General features: G+C 41.0%; 14 protein-coding genes. 5 read left to right on the top strand and 9 right to left on the bottom strand.

All coding sequences use genetic code 11. The features are described from left to right. The first annotated feature begins 166 nt into the window (after nucleotides 1-166). From IPM71_10225 to IPM71_10215, 3 genes are all read left to right on the top strand, one after another. Entirely contained in the window at nucleotides 167-2,284 is a 2,118-nt protein-coding gene (locus IPM71_10225; GenBank protein ID QQS49987.1) for a SurA N-terminal domain-containing protein, read from the top strand. Nucleotides 2,285-2,428: 144 nt separating this feature from the next. Next, nucleotides 2,429-3,637 carry a TonB-dependent receptor gene (locus tag IPM71_10220; GenBank protein ID QQS49986.1) on the top strand — a complete coding sequence of 403 codons (1,209 nt, stop codon included), beginning with the start codon at nucleotides 2,429-2,431 and terminating at the stop codon, nucleotides 3,635-3,637. A gap of 151 nt (nucleotides 3,638-3,788) precedes the next feature. Next, entirely contained in the window at nucleotides 3,789-4,436 is a 648-nt protein-coding gene (locus tag IPM71_10215; GenBank protein QQS49985.1) for a hypothetical protein, read from the top strand. A gap of 191 nt (nucleotides 4,437-4,627) precedes the next feature. Here the strand turns inward: IPM71_10215 and IPM71_10210 are convergent, their stop codons facing one another. Further along, a complete protein-coding gene (locus tag IPM71_10210) occupies nucleotides 4,628-5,566 on the bottom strand; it encodes a transposase (GenBank protein ID QQS49984.1) in 939 nt (312 codons plus the stop codon). Nucleotides 5,567-6,071: 505 nt separating this feature from the next. Between IPM71_10210 and IPM71_10205 the strand changes: the two genes are divergently transcribed. Both IPM71_10205 and IPM71_10200 read left to right on the top strand, forming a co-directional pair. Next, nucleotides 6,072-7,286, top strand: coding sequence for an IS701 family transposase (locus IPM71_10205; protein ID QQS52814.1), 1,215 nt, complete (start codon nucleotides 6,072-6,074; stop codon nucleotides 7,284-7,286). A 102-nt stretch (nucleotides 7,287-7,388) separates the two neighbouring features. Further along, nucleotides 7,389-9,200, top strand: coding sequence for a T9SS type A sorting domain-containing protein (locus tag IPM71_10200; protein ID QQS49983.1), 1,812 nt, complete (start codon nucleotides 7,389-7,391; stop codon nucleotides 9,198-9,200). Between the two features lie 75 nt (nucleotides 9,201-9,275). On the opposite strand, the gene IPM71_10195 is transcribed toward IPM71_10200, so the two are convergent. The 8 genes from IPM71_10195 to murD all read right to left on the bottom strand — a co-directional run bounded on the left by IPM71_10195 (nucleotide 9,276) and on the right by murD (nucleotide 18,490). Continuing rightward, entirely contained in the window at nucleotides 9,276-9,725 is a 450-nt protein-coding gene (locus IPM71_10195; protein ID QQS49982.1) for a GatB/YqeY domain-containing protein, read from the bottom strand. A 63-nt stretch (nucleotides 9,726-9,788) separates the two neighbouring features. Further along, nucleotides 9,789-11,258 carry a cell division protein FtsZ gene (gene ftsZ, locus IPM71_10190; GenBank protein ID QQS49981.1) on the bottom strand — a complete coding sequence of 490 codons (1,470 nt, stop codon included), beginning with the start codon at nucleotides 11,256-11,258 and terminating at the stop codon, nucleotides 9,789-9,791. A gap of 82 nt (nucleotides 11,259-11,340) precedes the next feature. Beyond that, nucleotides 11,341-12,681: a cell division protein FtsA gene (gene ftsA, locus IPM71_10185; protein QQS49980.1), complete on the bottom strand. Its 1,341-nt coding sequence runs from the start codon at nucleotides 12,679-12,681 to the stop codon at nucleotides 11,341-11,343. Further along, entirely contained in the window at nucleotides 12,678-13,475 is a 798-nt protein-coding gene (locus IPM71_10180) for a hypothetical protein (protein QQS49979.1), read from the bottom strand. The genes ftsA and IPM71_10180 overlap by 4 nt, the downstream gene beginning before the upstream one ends. Next, a complete protein-coding gene (locus IPM71_10175; protein ID QQS49978.1) occupies nucleotides 13,462-14,841 on the bottom strand; it encodes a UDP-N-acetylmuramate--L-alanine ligase in 1,380 nt (459 codons plus the stop codon). Before IPM71_10175 ends, IPM71_10180 begins: the two co-directional genes overlap by 14 nt. A gap of 3 nt (nucleotides 14,842-14,844) precedes the next feature. After that, the gene (gene murG, locus IPM71_10170; protein QQS49977.1) at nucleotides 14,845-15,948 is read right to left on the bottom strand and encodes an undecaprenyldiphospho-muramoylpentapeptide beta-N-acetylglucosaminyltransferase; all 1,104 of its coding nucleotides are present in this window, start codon (nucleotides 15,946-15,948) and stop codon (nucleotides 14,845-14,847) included. After that, nucleotides 15,932-17,125, bottom strand: a complete 1,194-nt coding sequence (locus IPM71_10165; GenBank protein QQS49976.1) for a cell division protein FtsW — start codon at nucleotides 17,123-17,125, stop codon at nucleotides 15,932-15,934. The genes murG and IPM71_10165 overlap by 17 nt, the downstream gene beginning before the upstream one ends. 27 nt (nucleotides 17,126-17,152) lie before the next feature. After that, nucleotides 17,153-18,490 (bottom strand): UDP-N-acetylmuramoyl-L-alanine--D-glutamate ligase, encoded by a 1,338-nt coding sequence (murD, locus tag IPM71_10160; GenBank protein ID QQS49975.1) that lies wholly within the window; start codon nucleotides 18,488-18,490, stop codon nucleotides 17,153-17,155.

Genomic DNA, 18,490 nt, shown 5'->3' with positions numbered 1-18,490 from the left:
GCCTGGTAAACCCGTATGACCCTTTACGTTGGAAGGCTTAACTTAACGACCTTTGAGTAAGTACATGCATAGAATTTCTTTACAAATAGCACATTTTTTTCTTGTAAAAACCTTTTAATTGCTATATTCGTGCCTGATTTTTCAAACGTTAAAAAAGTCTATTTCAATGGCAATCATTCAAAAAATAAGAAACAAAGCCGGTCTTCTGGTAGCAGTCATAATTGGTATGGCGCTTTTGGCATTTATCCTTGGTGATATTCTAACCTCCGGCAACCTTTACCTCAATAAAAACAGGACCAATGTAGCTGTGGTGAATGGTAAAAACATCACAATAGATATTTTCCAGCAAATGATTCAGGAGCAGGAAGAGTTGGTAAAAATGCAAATGGGGGTGAACAGCCTGGACGAGCAAGCGCTCAACGAAGTGCGCCAGCGTACCTGGACCGACATGATTCAAAGTCTTTTGTTAGACCGTGAATTTCAGAAATTGGGCCTGAGTGTATCCAGCGACGAGCTATTCGATATGATCAACGGCGAGAACCCTCACCCCTTTATCATGCAGTTTTTTGCCGATCCCAATACCGGCCAGATTAACCGTATGGCCCTTTCGCAATTTCTGCAACAGGTCAATGAGCTGGAACAAGACAACACCCAAAAAATGTTTTGGCTTTACCTCGAAGACCTGATCTACAAAGAACGCAAAAACCAAAAATACAACACTCTCCTTCGTCAGGGGCTTTATACTACCAGCCTAGAAGCCACGCGTCGCAAGCAAGAGATGAACACCAGCGTAAGCATTAGTTACCTGGTGAAGCGTTACAACGAAATACCCGACTCCCTTATTGAGGTGAGTGCAGACGAAATTAAAGCCTACTACAAAGAACATAAAAACGAATTTAAGCAGCAAAAGTCGCGCGACATTCGTTACCTCGTGTGGGAGGTTGTACCCTCGGAAAAAGATTATCTGGATGCCCAGAGCTGGATAAATGAAATTAAACCCGAGTTTGAAAGTATCGAAGCAGAAAATGCTGATCAATATGCTCGGGCAAACTCCGATTTGGCTCCCGACTCGCGCAACCTTACCAGGGCAGACCTCGATTCTGCTCTTAGCAGTTTTGCCTTTTCGGCCAACGAGGGCGATGTGTATGGACCCTATTTCGAAGGTAATTACTACAAACTGGCCAAGCTGGCCAATATAGTCATTCTACCTGATTCAGTGAAAGCCAGTCATATTTTACTCACTGCCCAACAAAACAGCGATGTAGCTGCCATTCGAAAGCTTGCCGATAGTTTAAAAACTCTACTTGAAAAAGGTGCAAACATCAGCGAACTTGCCATCCGTTACTCTGCCGACGAAGCTTCGGCACAAAAAGGCGGCGACCTGGGCTGGTTTAAAGAAGGTAGCATGGTAAAACCATTCAGCGACAGCTGTTTCTACGGAAAGACAGGCCAGGTTAAATTAGTCTATACCAACTACGGAATGCACATTATCAAGATAGAAGGTCAATCGGCGCCATCGAAAAAAGTTCAGGTAAGTGTGCTTGCCCACGAAGTGCGCATCAGCGAGGCCACCGACCAGGATTACTTTGCAAAGGCCAGTGAATTTGGAGCCTTGTACAACACCAAAGAAAAGTTTGACAAAGCCCTTGCCGACCAACAACTGGTGCCTTTTTCGGCCCTGAACCTGCGCGATGATGCCAATACTGTAAACAACCTCGAAAGCTCACGGGAACTTGTGCGCTGGGCATTTTCCAGCGAAGAGGGTACAGTAACCCCAAAAGTGCTTCAGTTTGAAAATAAGTACGTAGTAGCCATACTCGACAAAGCCAGAGAAAAAGGCTTTGCACCAGTGGAAGAAGTAAAAAACTCCATTAGCAATGAAATTCGCAAACAAAAACAAGCCGATCAACTTATTGCTAAAATCGAAGAAGCAAAAAAAGGTGCCAGCGACATCAACAGCATTGCTGCTAAATTAAATACCAATGTGAATACAGCAAGCAACCTTAGGTTTACAGCCTATTCCATACCCGGAATTGGTGTAGAGCCGGAATTGCAGGCAGTAGCTACTTCCTTGGAAGCAGGCAAGCTTTCGTCCCCGATAGTAGGTAACAACGGCGTATATGTGCTCCAGGTCGACACCAAAGATGCAGCAGAAGCTGCCAGCGATGTGATGGCTGAAAAAAGCTTCCTGAACAGAAGCTATGCTGCCCGCGTAAATTACAGTTCGATGAATGTGCTTACCGAACTAGCCGGAGTGGAAGACAACCGCATCAATTTCTTCTAACGAAAATCAATAAAATATTAAAAGCCACCGTAAAAAATACGGTGGCTTTTCTATTTATGTGCTTGAATGGCAGATAAACTCAAACTTTGAACTATTGCAAATAGTTTTAATTTTACGGATATAACAATTCATTTTATTTACACGATGCGACCTGAAGTATTCTTTTTACTTTTCTTACTGAACACTCAGGTTTTTTGCCAGGATAAGACAATAGTACACGGAAGCGTTAGCGACCAACACCATCAGCAGTTACTTATTGGTGCCACGGTATACCTGTCAGGCAGCAATTATGGCAGTCTTACCAACGAAAAAGGTGTTTTCAGCCTGACCCTAAAACCCGGCATGCATAAAATAGTGGCTTCGTACCTCGGATACCGCTCCGATACAATCGAAATAGACACAAGAACCACCAGACACATCGAATTCAGGCTTCAACTTGCCAGCATTCAAGCTGAAGAAATTGTGGTGACAGCCAAAAATAAATCGGAAAATGTAACCGGTATTGAAACCGGCGAAGTAAACCTTACCATGCGCGACATTAAACAACTACCCGCCTTAATGGGCGAAGCAGATTTTATGCGCGTCATACAGCTTACCCCAGGGGTTTCGGCTGCCAACGATGGCAATTCAGGCTTTTATGTAAGGGGTGGTGGTGCCGATCAGAACCTCATACTTTTTGACAATGCCACAGTTTACAATCCTAGTCATGTGTTAGGATTCTTCTCAATATTCAATGCCAGAGCCACTTCGGGTGCCCGGCTCATAAAATCCGGTATGCCGGCAGAATATGGTGGAAGACTATCGTCGATAGTAAGTTTTACAGGCCTTGAAGGCAATACAAGTCAACATAACATTCATGGGAACATTGGTTTATTATCGACAAGCCTTTCCATCGAAGGACCCCTGGCGAATGAAAAATTTACTTATCTGCTGGCAGCCAGGCGCTCATATATCGATGAAGTATTGAAGCCTGCGTTGAGGCCTTTTGTCAACGAGGGCTCAAGTTTTTACAATTATTCGAAATACCATTTCTACGACCTTAATCTCAAGCTTAGCTTTAAACCCGGGCAAAAGGACAAAATTACACTCACAGGATATAAAGGAGCGGATAAATATAGCCTGGAAGAATACCAGCTTGATTTTAATAATAAAATGAGCTGGGGAAATGCATTTGCAACACTTAACTGGACCCATTCTTTCGACCAGAAATGGGTGCTCCATACCCATCTTTCAGTTACCGAATACAATTTTACCCTCGATGCCAGTCAGCGAAACGTAATTGTTGGCTTTTTTTCGGGTGTGAGTGATGTGAGCATGAAAATGGCACTCTCCTATGCAGGTGAGAAGGGTTAAAAAGATATTGTCTATTTTATAAAATATTACGGAATATTTATAAATTTGTAAAAGATAAACTTCCCTAGAATATATCGGTTATAGGCAAAAATCAACAATTCCAAGAGATCATCTATACCTTATTTTCAAACCATAACTAACCCATTTTTGTATGAAAAATCTAAGAATTACTATCGTTTTATTAATAATAACTCTGTTATGCTCCAATATTGCTGGTCAGGAGTATAAGAAAGAATTTAAAACTGATATAGAATCAAATTATCAAAATTTATTAAGATTAATTGATTCCAATGATTACGGTAATGCATTACAACTTCTAAAAAATATAGAGTATAGTGTTCAGATTTTACATGGATTATATTTGGACGAACAGTTATGTCCTTTAATTCTAGGAGATTATAAACTAAATCCTGATACAAGATCAAATGAAATGATTGGAAACAATATTACAATAATTAGAGAGTATATGTTGACCAACTCTGATAACAGTTTTAATGAAGATCAAAAAGTGGAATTAATAATATCAAATAATGATGATATAATAAATAAAATCGCGTTTGAGAATGCGTTTGCTTTCAATTTAATTGACGAAATGGAAAGAAAATATCTGCCAACTGAAATAAAAGGAAACAAAGCATTACTAGTGTTTGATAAAAACAAGAAATTTACAAGCCTTGCAATTGCACTTACTGAAAATACAACGGTCCGTATCACTATTACAGGTAATATTGATTCGAATTTTGCCTATGTTTTGGCAGATTTAATTAATCTTGAAAAGATTAAAATATTTCTACCATAGAATTTTGTTTTTAGGTAATGGTGCCAAAAATAGTTGGTGATTATTTGTTTTAAATTTTGTAAAATACAAGAGTAAATCTAAAGAGGACTTAGGCTCTGCTGGAGAGCAACCTGATAGCAATAAGATTTACCACGGGAATTGGGCCCTGACTAACAATCAGGGCCTTTTTATTCAATTTCTGTGATTATGGCTTAGAAAACTCTTTGGTTTTTATAGTATAAATACCATCTTATAAAGCTTTTACGATGTTCTTTGGATAGTCCTCGGTGTAGAGTTATGTGACTTTTAAGATGTCCAAAAAATGACTCTAATCCATTTGTGGATTTTGGAATTCTGTCATTGTCCAGATAATGGAACATATCAGGCAAAGCCTTCTTAATAACTGTAAATGAACGCCTAACCATTTTATGAGTGTACCAATACCTTCCAGTATCAAAGTTGTAGCTTTTTTGATCTAAGAATTCCTTATGTTTTTCATGCCAGTTGTATAAGTTGACAACCCAATTCCCCCATTGCTCTTTATTCTCAATTTTATGTAACTGGTTTATAATAGTTCTAAGTTCCATACCTGCAATACTCTTGGGGTTCATTGTAAGCCAGATACGACACATTCTTTGAACATGAATAATACACCGTTGAACGGTTACATGTTTACATACTTTACGAATCGCTTTAAGCAGTGATTTATGTCCATCGCATGTTATACTTTCTATTTGGACTCCAAGCTTTAATAGATTTTCCAGGTCTTCTTTCATTTCGTCATACCATTCCCCATCAGTTAATCGATACAACTGTGTGAATTTTATCGTGTTATCTCTGTAAAGAACCAAACAAAGATCTTTACTGAAGTAGGTTCCATCTATCAATAAATTAACCTTCTCTGATGGCTTAACTGCATATACAGGGGATTGTGAGAGATAATAAGAAAACATTCGCTTAAGCGTCCGCTCAGAGTATCCACTGGATTTGCTTATCTGTGGTATCGTTTGTCGTCCAATAACCCAATGCTGAAACCAAACTTTTTGATTTGTTTTCTTTGTAAATAGACTAGCATTAGTGAATAATATACCGCAAAATTGACATTTAAAACGTTGTTTTCCTTGCTGGGTTCCCCATTTGATTACATTCAAACTTTGACATGCCCAACAACGCTTTTTTTTGATGTTTTCATAAATATAAAAGAGTTAACTGAAACAACTTTCAATTAACTCTTTTGTATCTCAATAGTGACAAGGAATAAAAAACTTTTTACCAACTATTTTTGGCCTCTATATCTGTTTTTACAACAAATTCCTTAAGTCAACAATTTTTGCAATTACACTATCCCTTTGTAATTGATTCCTGTCTACAATTTAATAGTGCAACTTAGTTCTACTTTAACAGATTAAACAAAACCCTTGTAAACATTGATATTTCAAGGAAATTCAGTATCTTCAATGCACAGAAAAACAGGCTTATCGTTCCGAAAAATGTTTAATACAACGTAAAAATAATAATCGATATGGAAAAACACTGACCTCTGTAATAGAGCGAGTTAGTGTTCACCTTAATGATTATCAGCATGTATTTTGTAATTCAACAAAGAAGTTCTTTGACAAAGCACAGCAATATTCATTAGGAATAATACAAAGTCAGATGCGCAATATTGAAAGAATAAGCGAAGATTTGGGAGCTAACTACCATCAAATGCAGCACTTTATAACTGAGTCTAACTGGGATCATCGAGTTTTGATAAATCAAGTAGCCCAGGAAGTAAGCCAGGTTTTACCCAAAAGAAAACTTACAGGATTGATTATTGATGAAAGTGGTTGGGTAAAAAAAGGCGACCATAGCGTAGGCGTTGGACATCAATATTGTGGGAATGTAGGGAAACTATCAAATAGTCAGGTTGCGGTATTTGCTTGTTTAAGTAATGGGGATTTTGCATCAATGGTTGATGCCCGACTATACCTTCCCAAGGCTTGGTGTGACGACAAGACAAGATGCGAAAAAGCAGGCGTTCCTGTAAAGCACCGAACATTTAAAACTAAGCTCGAACTGGCATTAGAAATTATTCGCCAGCAAGTAACCAATGGCATCATCTTCGATTTTATTGGAGGCGATGGTTATTATGGTAACGATGTGGATTTTGCCAGCAGCATAGATTTGCTTGGTTATCTGTACATGCTGGATATCCATAAAGACCAAAAAATATATTTGGAACGTCCTGACTTGGCTATTCCCGAGCGAAAAAGCAATAAGGGTCGTGAACCCAAGAAATTAAAAGCAACTACAGACGAATTAAGTGTATCAAAATATTTACAGACTTTAAATGACGAAAATTGGCAGCGTATTAGTGTTCGTAATACAGCCAAAGGAGTTCTTGTAGCTGACTATCATTTTATAAAGCTTTGGATAATCAATAACAGTAAAATGCAAGTAGAGCAAAGGTTACTGGTTATCCGTAAAACGAAAACCAAAGAAGGCAAGGACGAAATAAAATATTCTTTTACCAATGCTAATCTTGAACAATACACTAAGAAAGCTATAGCCTATATGCAAGCACAACGGTACTTTGTAGAACATTGCATAAAAGAATCAAAACAGATACTCGGGCTAGACCAGTTTCAGACACGAAAATGGCTTGCATGGCAACACCAGGTTGCATTAAACTTTTTGGTCTCGTCATTTATTTTAAAAGAAAAATTGCATTGCTTTGATGATTTACCTTTACTATCGGCTCGTGATATTAAAGAATTTATCACTTTTAAACTTTATAAACAGATGACCGAAGAACAAATGATTGATAGAATTTATGACCGGCATTTAAAACGACAGCGTGATATAAATTACTCATATTCAAAATTGTAAATCTGTTAAAGTAGAATTAGGTCAAAATATAGTTAATGATAAGTTCATTGCGGTTGCCGAAAAGCAATTATAGAGTAGGCGTCTTACCAAATCTTATATTTTATGAAAAGTAAACTTTTATTTTTAGCGCTAGCTTGTTCTATAGTCAGCGCAAATTGGGTTCTTGCCCAAAAACCAGATCCAATTGACACTTACATGCAGCAATCAGCAACTGCTTCAGTAAGTGCAGTTCCAAATCCCCCAACTAACCTAATAGGCACTGGCAAACAGGTCGGGGGGCAATCTTCTAGTCCATATGATATTAAATTTACTTGGACAGATAACGCAACGAATGAAACTGGGTATGTTTTTCAAAGATTTTTTACAGGGATATATTGGAATTTTGGTTGTGAAACAGGGCCAAATATCACAGTAAAGGATCATACTCTTTCCTTCCTTCCCCAAGTTACAGAACAATTCAGATTGTTTTCATATACTGGCGAAAAGAGAAATAGATCGCCCTACGCAATTTGTGTTGTGGAAATGCTTAGAGCTGATCTAAGCCTATCCAATGTTACAATAAGTAAAACCACTGCAAATGCAGGTGAAACAATAACTGCAACCTGTCAGGTGAATAATATTGGAACCTATGGTGCTAATTCATCCACTTTAAAAATTTATATTGTAACAGCTAGTGGGGATATAGAATTAGCGTCAATACCAATTCAGGCATTAGCTGTTGGGGCAAATTCAGGAATAAAAAACTCGACTATTACCATACCGTCTAATCTTATGGGTAATAATATCATTAGGTTTGTAGCAGATGCAAATAACAGTGTGCTGGAATTACCCGCTTCTAATAATACTATGGATAAATCAATAACAATTATAAATAAAGATCTAACAATTATTTCACCAAAAATTTCAAAATCTACAATTAATGGAAGTGAAGTAGTAGTTGCATCGTGCAGTGTTAAGAATATTGGAACACAAGCTGCACCTGCATCAACTCTAAAATATTATATTTCAACCACTTCCAATGGTACAACAACGGAATTAAACTCTAGTTCAGTTGGGTCACTTGCAGCAGGGGCAACAAGCTCACATTCAGCAAATATCTCAATTCCTTCAACGTATCCTGATGGCGAATACTATATTGTTTTTTATGCCAACGCAACGGGGGCTTTTCCTGAAAATACTAGCAACAATATATCATCAGTTAAGATAAACTATATCGGCCCAAAACCTGATTTGGCCTTCTCAAGTAATCCAGATTTTAATAACGTTCTTAATGATGCACAAGGGGTACCTATGGTTCCAATAAATACAAATGTTCAAATTAAAAACTATGTAAAAAACAATGGTCCAGGATTGATGAATGATTATTGGGATATTGATTTCTTATTTTCTACTAATACCACCTATGAAGCTGCATCTGATATAGTTATGGGTGGAAGTACTCATTCTCCAATTGGAAATGTAAATGCTACTCAAGAAGTTATTGATAATCTCGCAATTCCTGAATATGGTAATAATGGAACAAAGCTACCTCTAACTTACTACTACATCTTAGGGATTTTGGATCTTCTTGATTATGTCACAGAGCAAAATGCAAATAACAACATAATTTATACTAAAGTACTTCTATATGATCCCTTCAAAACAGCACCCCAACTAAAAGCCGCTAAAGACGAAAATGAGGGTATTGTTGCTTATCCTAATCCAAGTAAGGGGTTGTACACTATTGAATTTGATAACCCTGAATTTTATCAATTAACTGTATCTAATTTATTAGGTCAGATAATTATATCAAAAAATTTAGACGAAAACTCTTATAAGACAGAAATTGATTTAAGTTTGTTTGAAAATGGACAATACATTCTTAGATTGTTTGGTAAAGAATCTGGAAAATCTCTTATTATTGTTAAGCAATAGCTTGTAAATATCAAGAAACTGTCTCAAATATCTGAGGCAGTTTCTTAATTTACTAAGCTACACAAATGCTGCTTTTTAGCCTAACAACTCCTTTACTTTTTGCGAAATTTCTTTGCCATCGGCTTTGCCAGCCAGTTCCTTGCTAGCCACGCCCATTACCTTACCCAGATCCTGGAGGGTTTTTGCGCCTGTTTTTTCGATAATAGCTTTCAGGGCCGTGGTCAGTTCTGCTTCGCTTAGTTTGGCCGGAAGGTATTTTTGTAACACAGCAATCTCCCCCATCTCCTTGTCGAAAAGGTCAGCACGTCCCTGTTCCTTGTAAATTGTGGCGGAATCCTGACGTTGTTTCACCAGTTTCTGAACAATTTTAAGTTCTTCGTCAGAACTTAGCTTCGTTGCAGCACCCTGGGCTGTGCCTGCAAGCAGAAAGGCCGATTTGATAGCCCGAAGCGCTTCGAGGGTAACTTTATCTTTGGCCTTCATGGCCTCCTGAATGTCGTGTGTAAGTATTTCGGAGATGCTCATTTTTAAATTCTTTTAAATGGTTTCATTTAAACACATGCTGCAGAAAAAGTTTCGGCAGAAAAATCAGTCCACCGTATCGTGCAAATAGCGGTTGTTGCTGCTCAGCTTAACGCCTCCTTCTTCCGGATCGTCGATGAGTGAGAATTTCGAAATATTCGACTCCGTTGAAGGTTTCCTGTCTTCGATTTGTATGCGCTTACGTATATAGGCAGGCTGGTTTTCTAGGTCGTCGATATTCAGCTGACGCTCGCGGTGATTCAGTTTCAACTCCTGCATCTGCTCGTAATTGCGTTTAATGCTTTTTACCCGGTTTGCCGCCTTGCGTGCCTCGGGAGATAGTTCAGGTTCTACCCTCTGAGGGCTTGATGAATAACTTTCGGAAGAAAGGTCGAATTCAATGGTTCGTTGCGAAACTATATTCGTTTGAGCCGAGCGTGTCTGTTTCACTTCTCTCACCTCGAAACCAGTTTGGTTTTGAGCCCTGATCTGTTCTTCCTGGGTAAATTGCTTTTCGAGCGGAACCCGGTCGAGTTGCTTTTTGCGGGTATAAAGCTCGGGTATGCTGCTTGTTTCGAAGCCGGTGGCAATAAGGGTAACGCAAAGTGCATCGCCGAGTTTCTCGTCCATGCCATTGCCCCAAATCAGGTCGGCATTGTCACCCGCGCAAGACTGGATGTAATCGGTAATCTGGCCAATTTCGTCCATGGTAGCCTCATTGGCCCCCGAAGTAATATTGATTAATAGGTTACGCGCTCCGGCAATGTTGTTGTCGTTGAGCAAGGGCGAATTCATGGCTTCTTTTACGGCCTCAATAGCCCTGTCGGGCCCGCTGGCCTGCGCCGAACCAAGAATAGCCACGCCTGAGTTGGACATCACCGTTTCCACATCGGCAAAATCCACATTGATATAACCATGCACAGTAATAATTTCGGCAATTCCCTTTGCTGCCACTGCCAAAACATCGTCGGCACGCGAAAAAGCTTCGGAAACACGAAGGTCGCCATACATTTCCCTTATCTTTTCGTTATTGATAATTAAAAGTGAATCGACATGCTTTTCTATTTCCGCAATGCCTTCCATGGCCTGACTAATACGGCGCTGACCTTCGTTGCGGAAAGGAATGGTTACTATGGCTACTGTCAATATACCCAGTTCTTTGGCTGCCTTGGCAATTACAGGGGCTGCGCCAGTTCCGGTGCCTCCGCCCATTCCGGCGGTAATAAACACCATTTTGGTATTGTTCGAAAGCACATCGATTACATCGTCGAGGTTCTCAATGGCCGCCTCACGGCCAATGGAAGGTTTGTTACCAGCGCCCCGGCCTTCGGTAAGCGAAGACCCAAGTTGAATTTTAACCGGCACACCACTGTTGGCAAGGGCCTGGGCATCGGTATTGCAGATAACAAAATCTACATCTTTAATACCCTTGCGGTACATATGGTTCACCGCATTGCTCCCACCGCCACCCACACCAAATACCTTGATGATCGAGGAACGGTTTACCGGCAGTTCGAATTGTAATAAATCTTCCATGGCATTTAATTTTTTGGTACTGTCAGCACAATGTCTTTTGGCAAGTTAAGGTCGTTACTAGAGGCTCAGGAATTCATAGCATTTAATCCATGCTGGCGCCTTTTTCTTCAAATATGTCGTTAAAGCTTCTTTTAATTACATCCATGATGCGCGATGGTTTTTGCCGCTCTTCCGTTTGGGTTACTTCGAATTCTACCACCTCGGGTTGTTCCTCTACCAATTTTTGCTTCATGTTTTGCTCTTTCTGTTCTTTCACCGGCTGGTTCCTTCCTACTTCAATGCCCTTTAGCAGCAAACCTATGGCCGTAGAATACATTGGGTGATTGATGGATTCGAGATGGCTGGAAGCAAGATGTTCGTTCGGGTAACCGATACGCACGTCCATACCGGTGCGGAATTTTACTAATTGCGGAAGGTGTTTCAGCATGGCGCCCCCTCCGGTAATTACAATACCTGCACTTAGTTTGTCCATACAGCCCGAGCTTTCGATTTCGAACATTACCGCATCGATAATCTCTTCCATACGCGATTGAATGATGTAAGCAAGGCTTTTAAAGGATATTTCCTTTGGGTCGCGACCGCTGATGCCCGGAATGGTGACTACTTTGTCTTCGGGAGCCAGGTCGCCCAATGCCATTCCAAACTGGGTTTTAAGCGATTCGGCCTGACGGCTCAATATCGAACAGCCTTCTTTGATATCGTTAGTAACCACATTACCCCCGAAAGGCACCACGGCTGTATGCCGAATGGCATCGTCGTAATAAACCGCTACGTCGGTAGTACCACCTCCAATGTCGACAAGGGCTACTCCTGCTTCCTTTTCATCGTCGGTAAGCACGGCAGCCGAGGATGCCAGTGGTTCGAGAATAAGCTGTTCAACCTTCAAGCCGACTCTGTTTACACACTTTTCAATATTTTTAGCAGAGGCTACTTCTCCTATCACAATATGAAAATTTGCTTCGATGCGCCTGCCCGACATTCCCACAGGGTTTTTTACACCGGTTTCGTTGTCGACAATAAAATTCTGCGGAAGCACATGAATAATTTCTTCGCCCGGTTCAAGTGGAATCTTTTGCATGTCGGCAATAAGGGTCTCGATATCGGCACGGGTTATTTCGTCGCGCTCAGAGCCCAGGTTGAGGTGATTTCTGTTTTTTACGCTTTTAATATGTTGCCCGGCAATGCCTACAAACACATTCGAAAATACAATGCCCGATTGCTTTTGTACCTCTGAAACCGATTCGCGAATGGCGTTTACCGTTTCGTCGATGTTCTGAACTACTCCGCGTTTCACACCTGTAGAAGCAGCTTTGCTGATTCCCAGTATTTCGAGTTTTTTGTTCTCGTTAAGTTTTCCGACCAATGAAACTATTTTGGTAGTTCCGATGTCAATGGCTGCAATGTAAGTTGTTTCCTGCCTCATGGTTGTATGGTGTTTTTTGAACAAACAATCTGATCTTTAAATTTTAAGTTGATATAGAGGTATTGGTTCCAGCCAACCTGGTTGAGCCCCTCTTTGTAAAAAATCTGAAGCTTATCAAACTTTGCTTCATAGTCCTGCAGAGGCCCCAGTAAAATAATATGGGGGCCTACTCTGGGGATAAGCTCATACTCCTTGTTTCGGTTCACATATAACTGCACAATTTGTGCATTCCAGAAAGTATTATTCTGAATGAAATTTGACAATTCGAATAATTCGCGAAGGGTTTTGGCCGATTGCTCAAAATCAGAGTCAAAAATATTGTTAAGCCGCCCTGTTTCAAAGGGGGTTTTTATATATCCGTTGGCCACCAGCAGATGGGGTGTAAATCTTGCTGATGTTGAAAGAACAGTACCTTCACAATCGATGTAATAATGCATGCCTTTGCTATCGATGATTCTTAATACAGGCTCCCGCTGGTTGATTTCGATTGTTAAGCTGCCCGTGCTCGTAGTATAAACTTTACATTCGTGGATGAGAGAATTGGTAAGTATAATTTTTTCGATAGTATCGGTATTAACTTCTTCAATTGGTAATCCCAATACCTTGTGCAGTTTGCGTTCAAGCATTAAAGTAATGTCGCGACCCGCAACAAATTTATTTTGGGCGCTATCGGAAACCACAACTTTTATCTCACCACAAAGCACATTTTCGCGGCGGGAAGAAACAAATCCCGATATGAGAATAAAATAGGCCAAAAGGCCCGTCCACACGGCTATTTTCCTAAACTTTTTCATTTTCAGCCAGATAGTGTGCAATTTCTATTATAAACTGATCGATATCGCCGGCTCCTGCTGTGAGAAGTACCTCAATATTTAGCTCTTTTAAGGTAGAAAGCAAGTTTATTTTTGAACAACGATGCCTGGCCTCAAGGTTCACGCGATTAAAAATGATGTCGGAAGTAACTCCTGGAATGGGTTTTTCGCGGGCCGGGTATATGTCCATCAAAATCAACTCATCGACCTTTGACAGGCTTTCGGCAAATTCTGCTGCAAAATCGCGTGTACGGGAAAACAAGTGGGGTTGAAATACAGCGGTAATCTTTTTACCCGGAAACCAATCGCGCAAGGAAGAAATCACCGCATCCAACTCACGGGGATGGTGTGCATAGTCGTCGATATAAACTACCTTTTCACTCTGATACTGCACATCGAAACGCCTTACCACGCCGCGCATACGAGGCAATGCTCCAATAAGTTTATCAGGGGTGGCGCCAAGCACGCAACTCACAGCCATGGCAGCAATAGCATTTTCGATGTTGGTTTTACCAGGCACTTCAAGTTGCAGGTTTTGAACCCTGAAAAAAGGTGTATTCAATGTAAAACAATAGGCCCCTTTTTCCTTGCGTATATTACTGGCATAAAAATCAGACGACGCATCGTCGAGTGAATAGGTAAAGTACGACAGACCTTCAGGCACCTTCAATTTAACTTTATTATTCAAAACAACGGTTCCGCCCTGCCGAACCTGATTCACCAACAATTGAAAGGTATGCTGAATTTCCTCCAGCCCGGAGTAAATATCGAGATGATCGGCATCGATTGTAGTGATAAGCAAAAACTGGGGAAATAGCTGCAGAAAAGAGCGGTCGAATTCATCAGCCTCCGCTACTACATATTCCGATTTATTGAGTACTAAGTTTGAATTAAAATTTTTCGAAATTCCCCCTAAAAAGGCATTGCAGCCTATTCCCGTTTCATTGAGTAAAAAACTGGTAAACGTAGTTACTGATGTTTTTCCATGCGTTCCGGCAATGGCTATGCCAGTTTGAGAGTTAAAAATCTGACCAAGTACCTGAGCCCTTTTTAATATCGTAAATCCTTTATCCTTAAAAAATTTCCATTCAAGGTGATTTTCTGGAACAGCTGGTGTGAGTACCACCAAGGTTTTTTCCAGCTCGCGAAAAGCTTGAGGAATCAAGTTCGGATTGTCATCGTAATGAATTTCCATACCCATACTTTCCAGCTGCCTGGTCAGTTCAGTAGCAGTAAGGTCGTATCCACCTACAGCAACTCCCTGAGCATTAAAATAGCGGGCCAGAGCGCTCATTCCAATGCCTCCGATACCTAAAAAATACACCCTATGAAAAGAGCCAATATCCATCTATTAAACTTTAATCAAACTAAGCAATTCATCAACAATGGTCTCGGTAGCTTTTGGCCTGGCCAGTTTTAAAGCATTTGAGCCTAACTGCTCCAGGCGGGCAGTATCTTTTATTGTCTGCAGGGCAGTTGGTATCAAATCATTCACTGCCTTGTTGTCGGGCACCATCAGGGCAGCACCTGCATGCACAAGTGCCATGGCATTTTTAGTCTGATGGTCTTCTGCCACGTTCGGTGAAGGTACCAGCAACGAAGGCTTTCCTACCAAACAAAGCTCTGACAAACTGATGGCCCCGGCACGGCTCACAATCAAATCGGCAACATTGTAGGCGAGATCCATGCGGCTTACAAAATCCATTACATGTATATTCTTCAAGTTTTTTGCATCAAGCTGTGTTTTGATATTTTCGTAGTAATACTTCCCTGTTTGCCAGATAACCTCAACGGCTTCTTCGCCTAGTTTGTCGGTTGCAGCTAAAAGTGCTTCGTTAATTGTTCTGGCGCCCAAACTCCCTCCCATGATAAACAATACTGGATTTGTGGTTTGAATACCAAAATGCACTAGTGCCTCCCTCTTAAGATCCTGGTTGATGGGCATTGGACGCACCGGATTTCCGGTGAGAATTATTTTTTCCTTTGGAAAAAACCGCTCCATTTGATCGTATGCAACACATATTTTCTTTGCACGCCTCGAAAGTATTTTATTGGTAACCCCGGCATAGGAATTCTGCTCCTGCAAAAGACAGGGTACACCCAAAGAAGATGCTGCTTTAATAACCGGAGCTGAGGCATAACCTCCAACACCAACAGCCACATCGGGTTTAAACTCCTTCACAATAAGGCGAGCCCTACGTAAACTTTTAAAATAATCGCGAAGCACATAAAAATTTGCGAAGGTAAGCTTTCGTATAAGTCCCCTCACCGGCAAACCAATGATTTTATAACCAGCCGCAGGAACGCGCTCCATTTCCATACGGTTATCGGCTCCTACAAAAAGGAATTCGGTATCAGGCAAACGTCTTTTTAGTTCGTTGGCAATAGACAAAGCCGGAAATATGTGACCTCCGGTTCCTCCTCCACTTATTAATATCTTAAGTTTTCTGCTCATCGGGTATATTTTCATTAGTTGCTTCAGTAGATGCTTCAGTTTCGGCTTTAGGAATGGCATCGGTGCTGCGGCTCACGCTCAATATCATGCCGAGTGCTGCTGCGGTAAATAATATGGAAGTTCCACCCATCGATATAAATGGAAGAGGCTGTCCGGTAACTGGAAACACCCCCACTGCAACAGCCATATTCACCATGGCCTGCAGCACAAGTATCATGCTCAGGCCAAAGGCAAGAAATGCCTGAAAGGTTCGGGAACTCCGGCTTACAATTACCCCGGCCCTGTAGAGAAGGTAGAGGTAGAGAAAGATGACGAAGAAGCCAAAAATAACACCCCCTTCCTCCACAATGATTGCAAAAATAAAATCGGAATAGGGATGGGGTAAAAAGTTACGCTGCACGCTATTACCAGGGCCTTTTCCGAGTATTCCTCCGGTGGCGATGGCTATCTTCGATTGTTCGGCCTGGTAGTTGTCTCCTTCTTCCTGATCCACAAAATTGACAATTCTGTTTTTCCAGGTACCCCATCTTCCCTCCCAATCGGAATTCAAGGCCAGGAAAATAAGCCCCACTATTGCTGCAACGCCAATACCCGTAACCAGGGCCAGGTAAATGGTTCTTACACGGCCCACAAACATCAGAATCATGGAGACGGCAAACAACAAAACGGCAGTAGAAAGGTTAGCCGGCATAATAAGTCCGCATACCACAAAGACCGGGATTATTAAAGGCAGAAACCCTTTTTTATAGGTCTTTATTGTATCCTGCTTGAGCGATAGCAGACGCGCCAGATACATGATTAGAGCTATCTTGGCAAGGTCGGAGGTTTGAAATGTCAAGCCTGTTCCGGGCAGGGTTAACCATCGCGAGGCCTGGTTGAGACTGGTACCAAAAACCAAAGTTATGCCCAACAACGGAATTGAAATATAAAAGAAAAGCTGCGAAAGACGGGAAAAAACCTGGTAAGGCACCAAGTGTAAAAAATAGATTATCAGGAATCCCAGAAACAAAAACGAGACATGCTTAAACAGGTAATAAGCCACATTGCCGGCTCTGTATTTATAGGCCAAAGTGCCTGTAGAGCTGTATACTGCCAGTATGGATATCAGACTCAGCGCAAACACAACCCCCCAGATAACCGGATCGCCTTTAAAATATTTCTTTAATGTTTCTTGCATTCCCTATTTCAGTTATGAAGTATCCTTTTAAAGCTCTCTCACACATTCTTTAAACTGGCTGCCCCGGTCTTCGTAGCTTTTAAATAAATCGAAACTGGCACAAGCCGGCGAGAGTAATACCGTATCGTCCTTCTCTCCAAGTTTATAGGCCTTATTAACAGCCTCTTTCATCGAGCCTGCATCGACAATTATTTCAATTACCCCATCGAAAGCACTGTGAATTTTGGTGTTGTCTACTCCAAGACAAACAATGGCTTTCACCTTTTCTTTCACCAAAGGCAGGAGTTCCGAATAATCATTTCCTTTATCCACGCCACCCACAATCCACACGGTGGGAGTAGTCATGCATTCGAGGGCATACCAGGTCGAATTGACGTTGGTGGCTTTCGAATCGTTGATGAACTCAATACCGTGCACCTTGATAAAACGCTCCAGACGATGTTCAACACCTTTAAAATCCTGGAGACATTCTCGTATAACTTCCTTCTTTATATCCAAAACCCTAGATGCAATGCTGGCAGCCATAGAGTTATAAATATTATGACGGCCTTTAAGCGATAATTCATCAAGGGGTACAGACATCGTATCTTCGTTGACCGAAATCACCATATTTCCGTCTTCTACATGTGCACCTTCCTTTACAACTTTTGTTTGCGAAAATTCGAGTTGTTTGGCACGCAACACTATTTTCTCCAACTCGGAGATGGTAAGCTCATCGTCGGAGCAGTAAATAAAATAATCGTCTTCGGAAAGGTTTTGAGTGATTTTGAATTTGGAATCGATGTAGTTCTGCATGTTATAGCCATAGCGGTCGAGGTGATCGGGGGTAATATTGAGCAGAATAGAAATATCGGGTTTGAACTCGAACATACCATCGAGCTGGAAACTGCTTAATTCAAGCACATAATAATCGTACGATTTGGTAGCCACCTGAAATGCAAAGCTTTTGCCGACATTGCCGGCCATTCCGCAATTCAATCCGGCTCTGCGCAACATGTGGTGCAAGAGGTTGGTAGTGGTAGTCTTACCATTGCTTCCGGTGATGCAAATCTTTTTGGCGCTGGTGTAACGTCCGGCAAATTCTATTTCAGAAATCACAGGTATGTTTTTCTTTTTAAGAGCCAGAACAATATCGGCCTTGTCTGAAATACCCGGGCTTTTTATAACCTCATCGGCACTTAAAATCAAGCGATCGGTATGTTGCTCTTCTTCCCATTCTATCTCGTAGTTAAACAAGATTTCCTTGTAATGTGGTTTGATTTTTCCCAAATCGGAAACAAAAACATCAAACCCCTGTTTTTTAGCCAGTACAGCAGAACCTGTTCCGCTCTCTCCGGCACCGAGAATGACAATGCGCTTTTCCAT

Source organism: Bacteroidota bacterium (genome assembly GCA_016699695.1).
In the GTDB taxonomy this organism is placed as follows: domain Bacteria; phylum Bacteroidota; class Bacteroidia; order Bacteroidales; family UBA10428; genus UBA10428.
The sequence above is the reverse complement of the archived record's forward strand: the minus strand, read 5'-3'. Positions and strand labels throughout refer to the sequence as shown.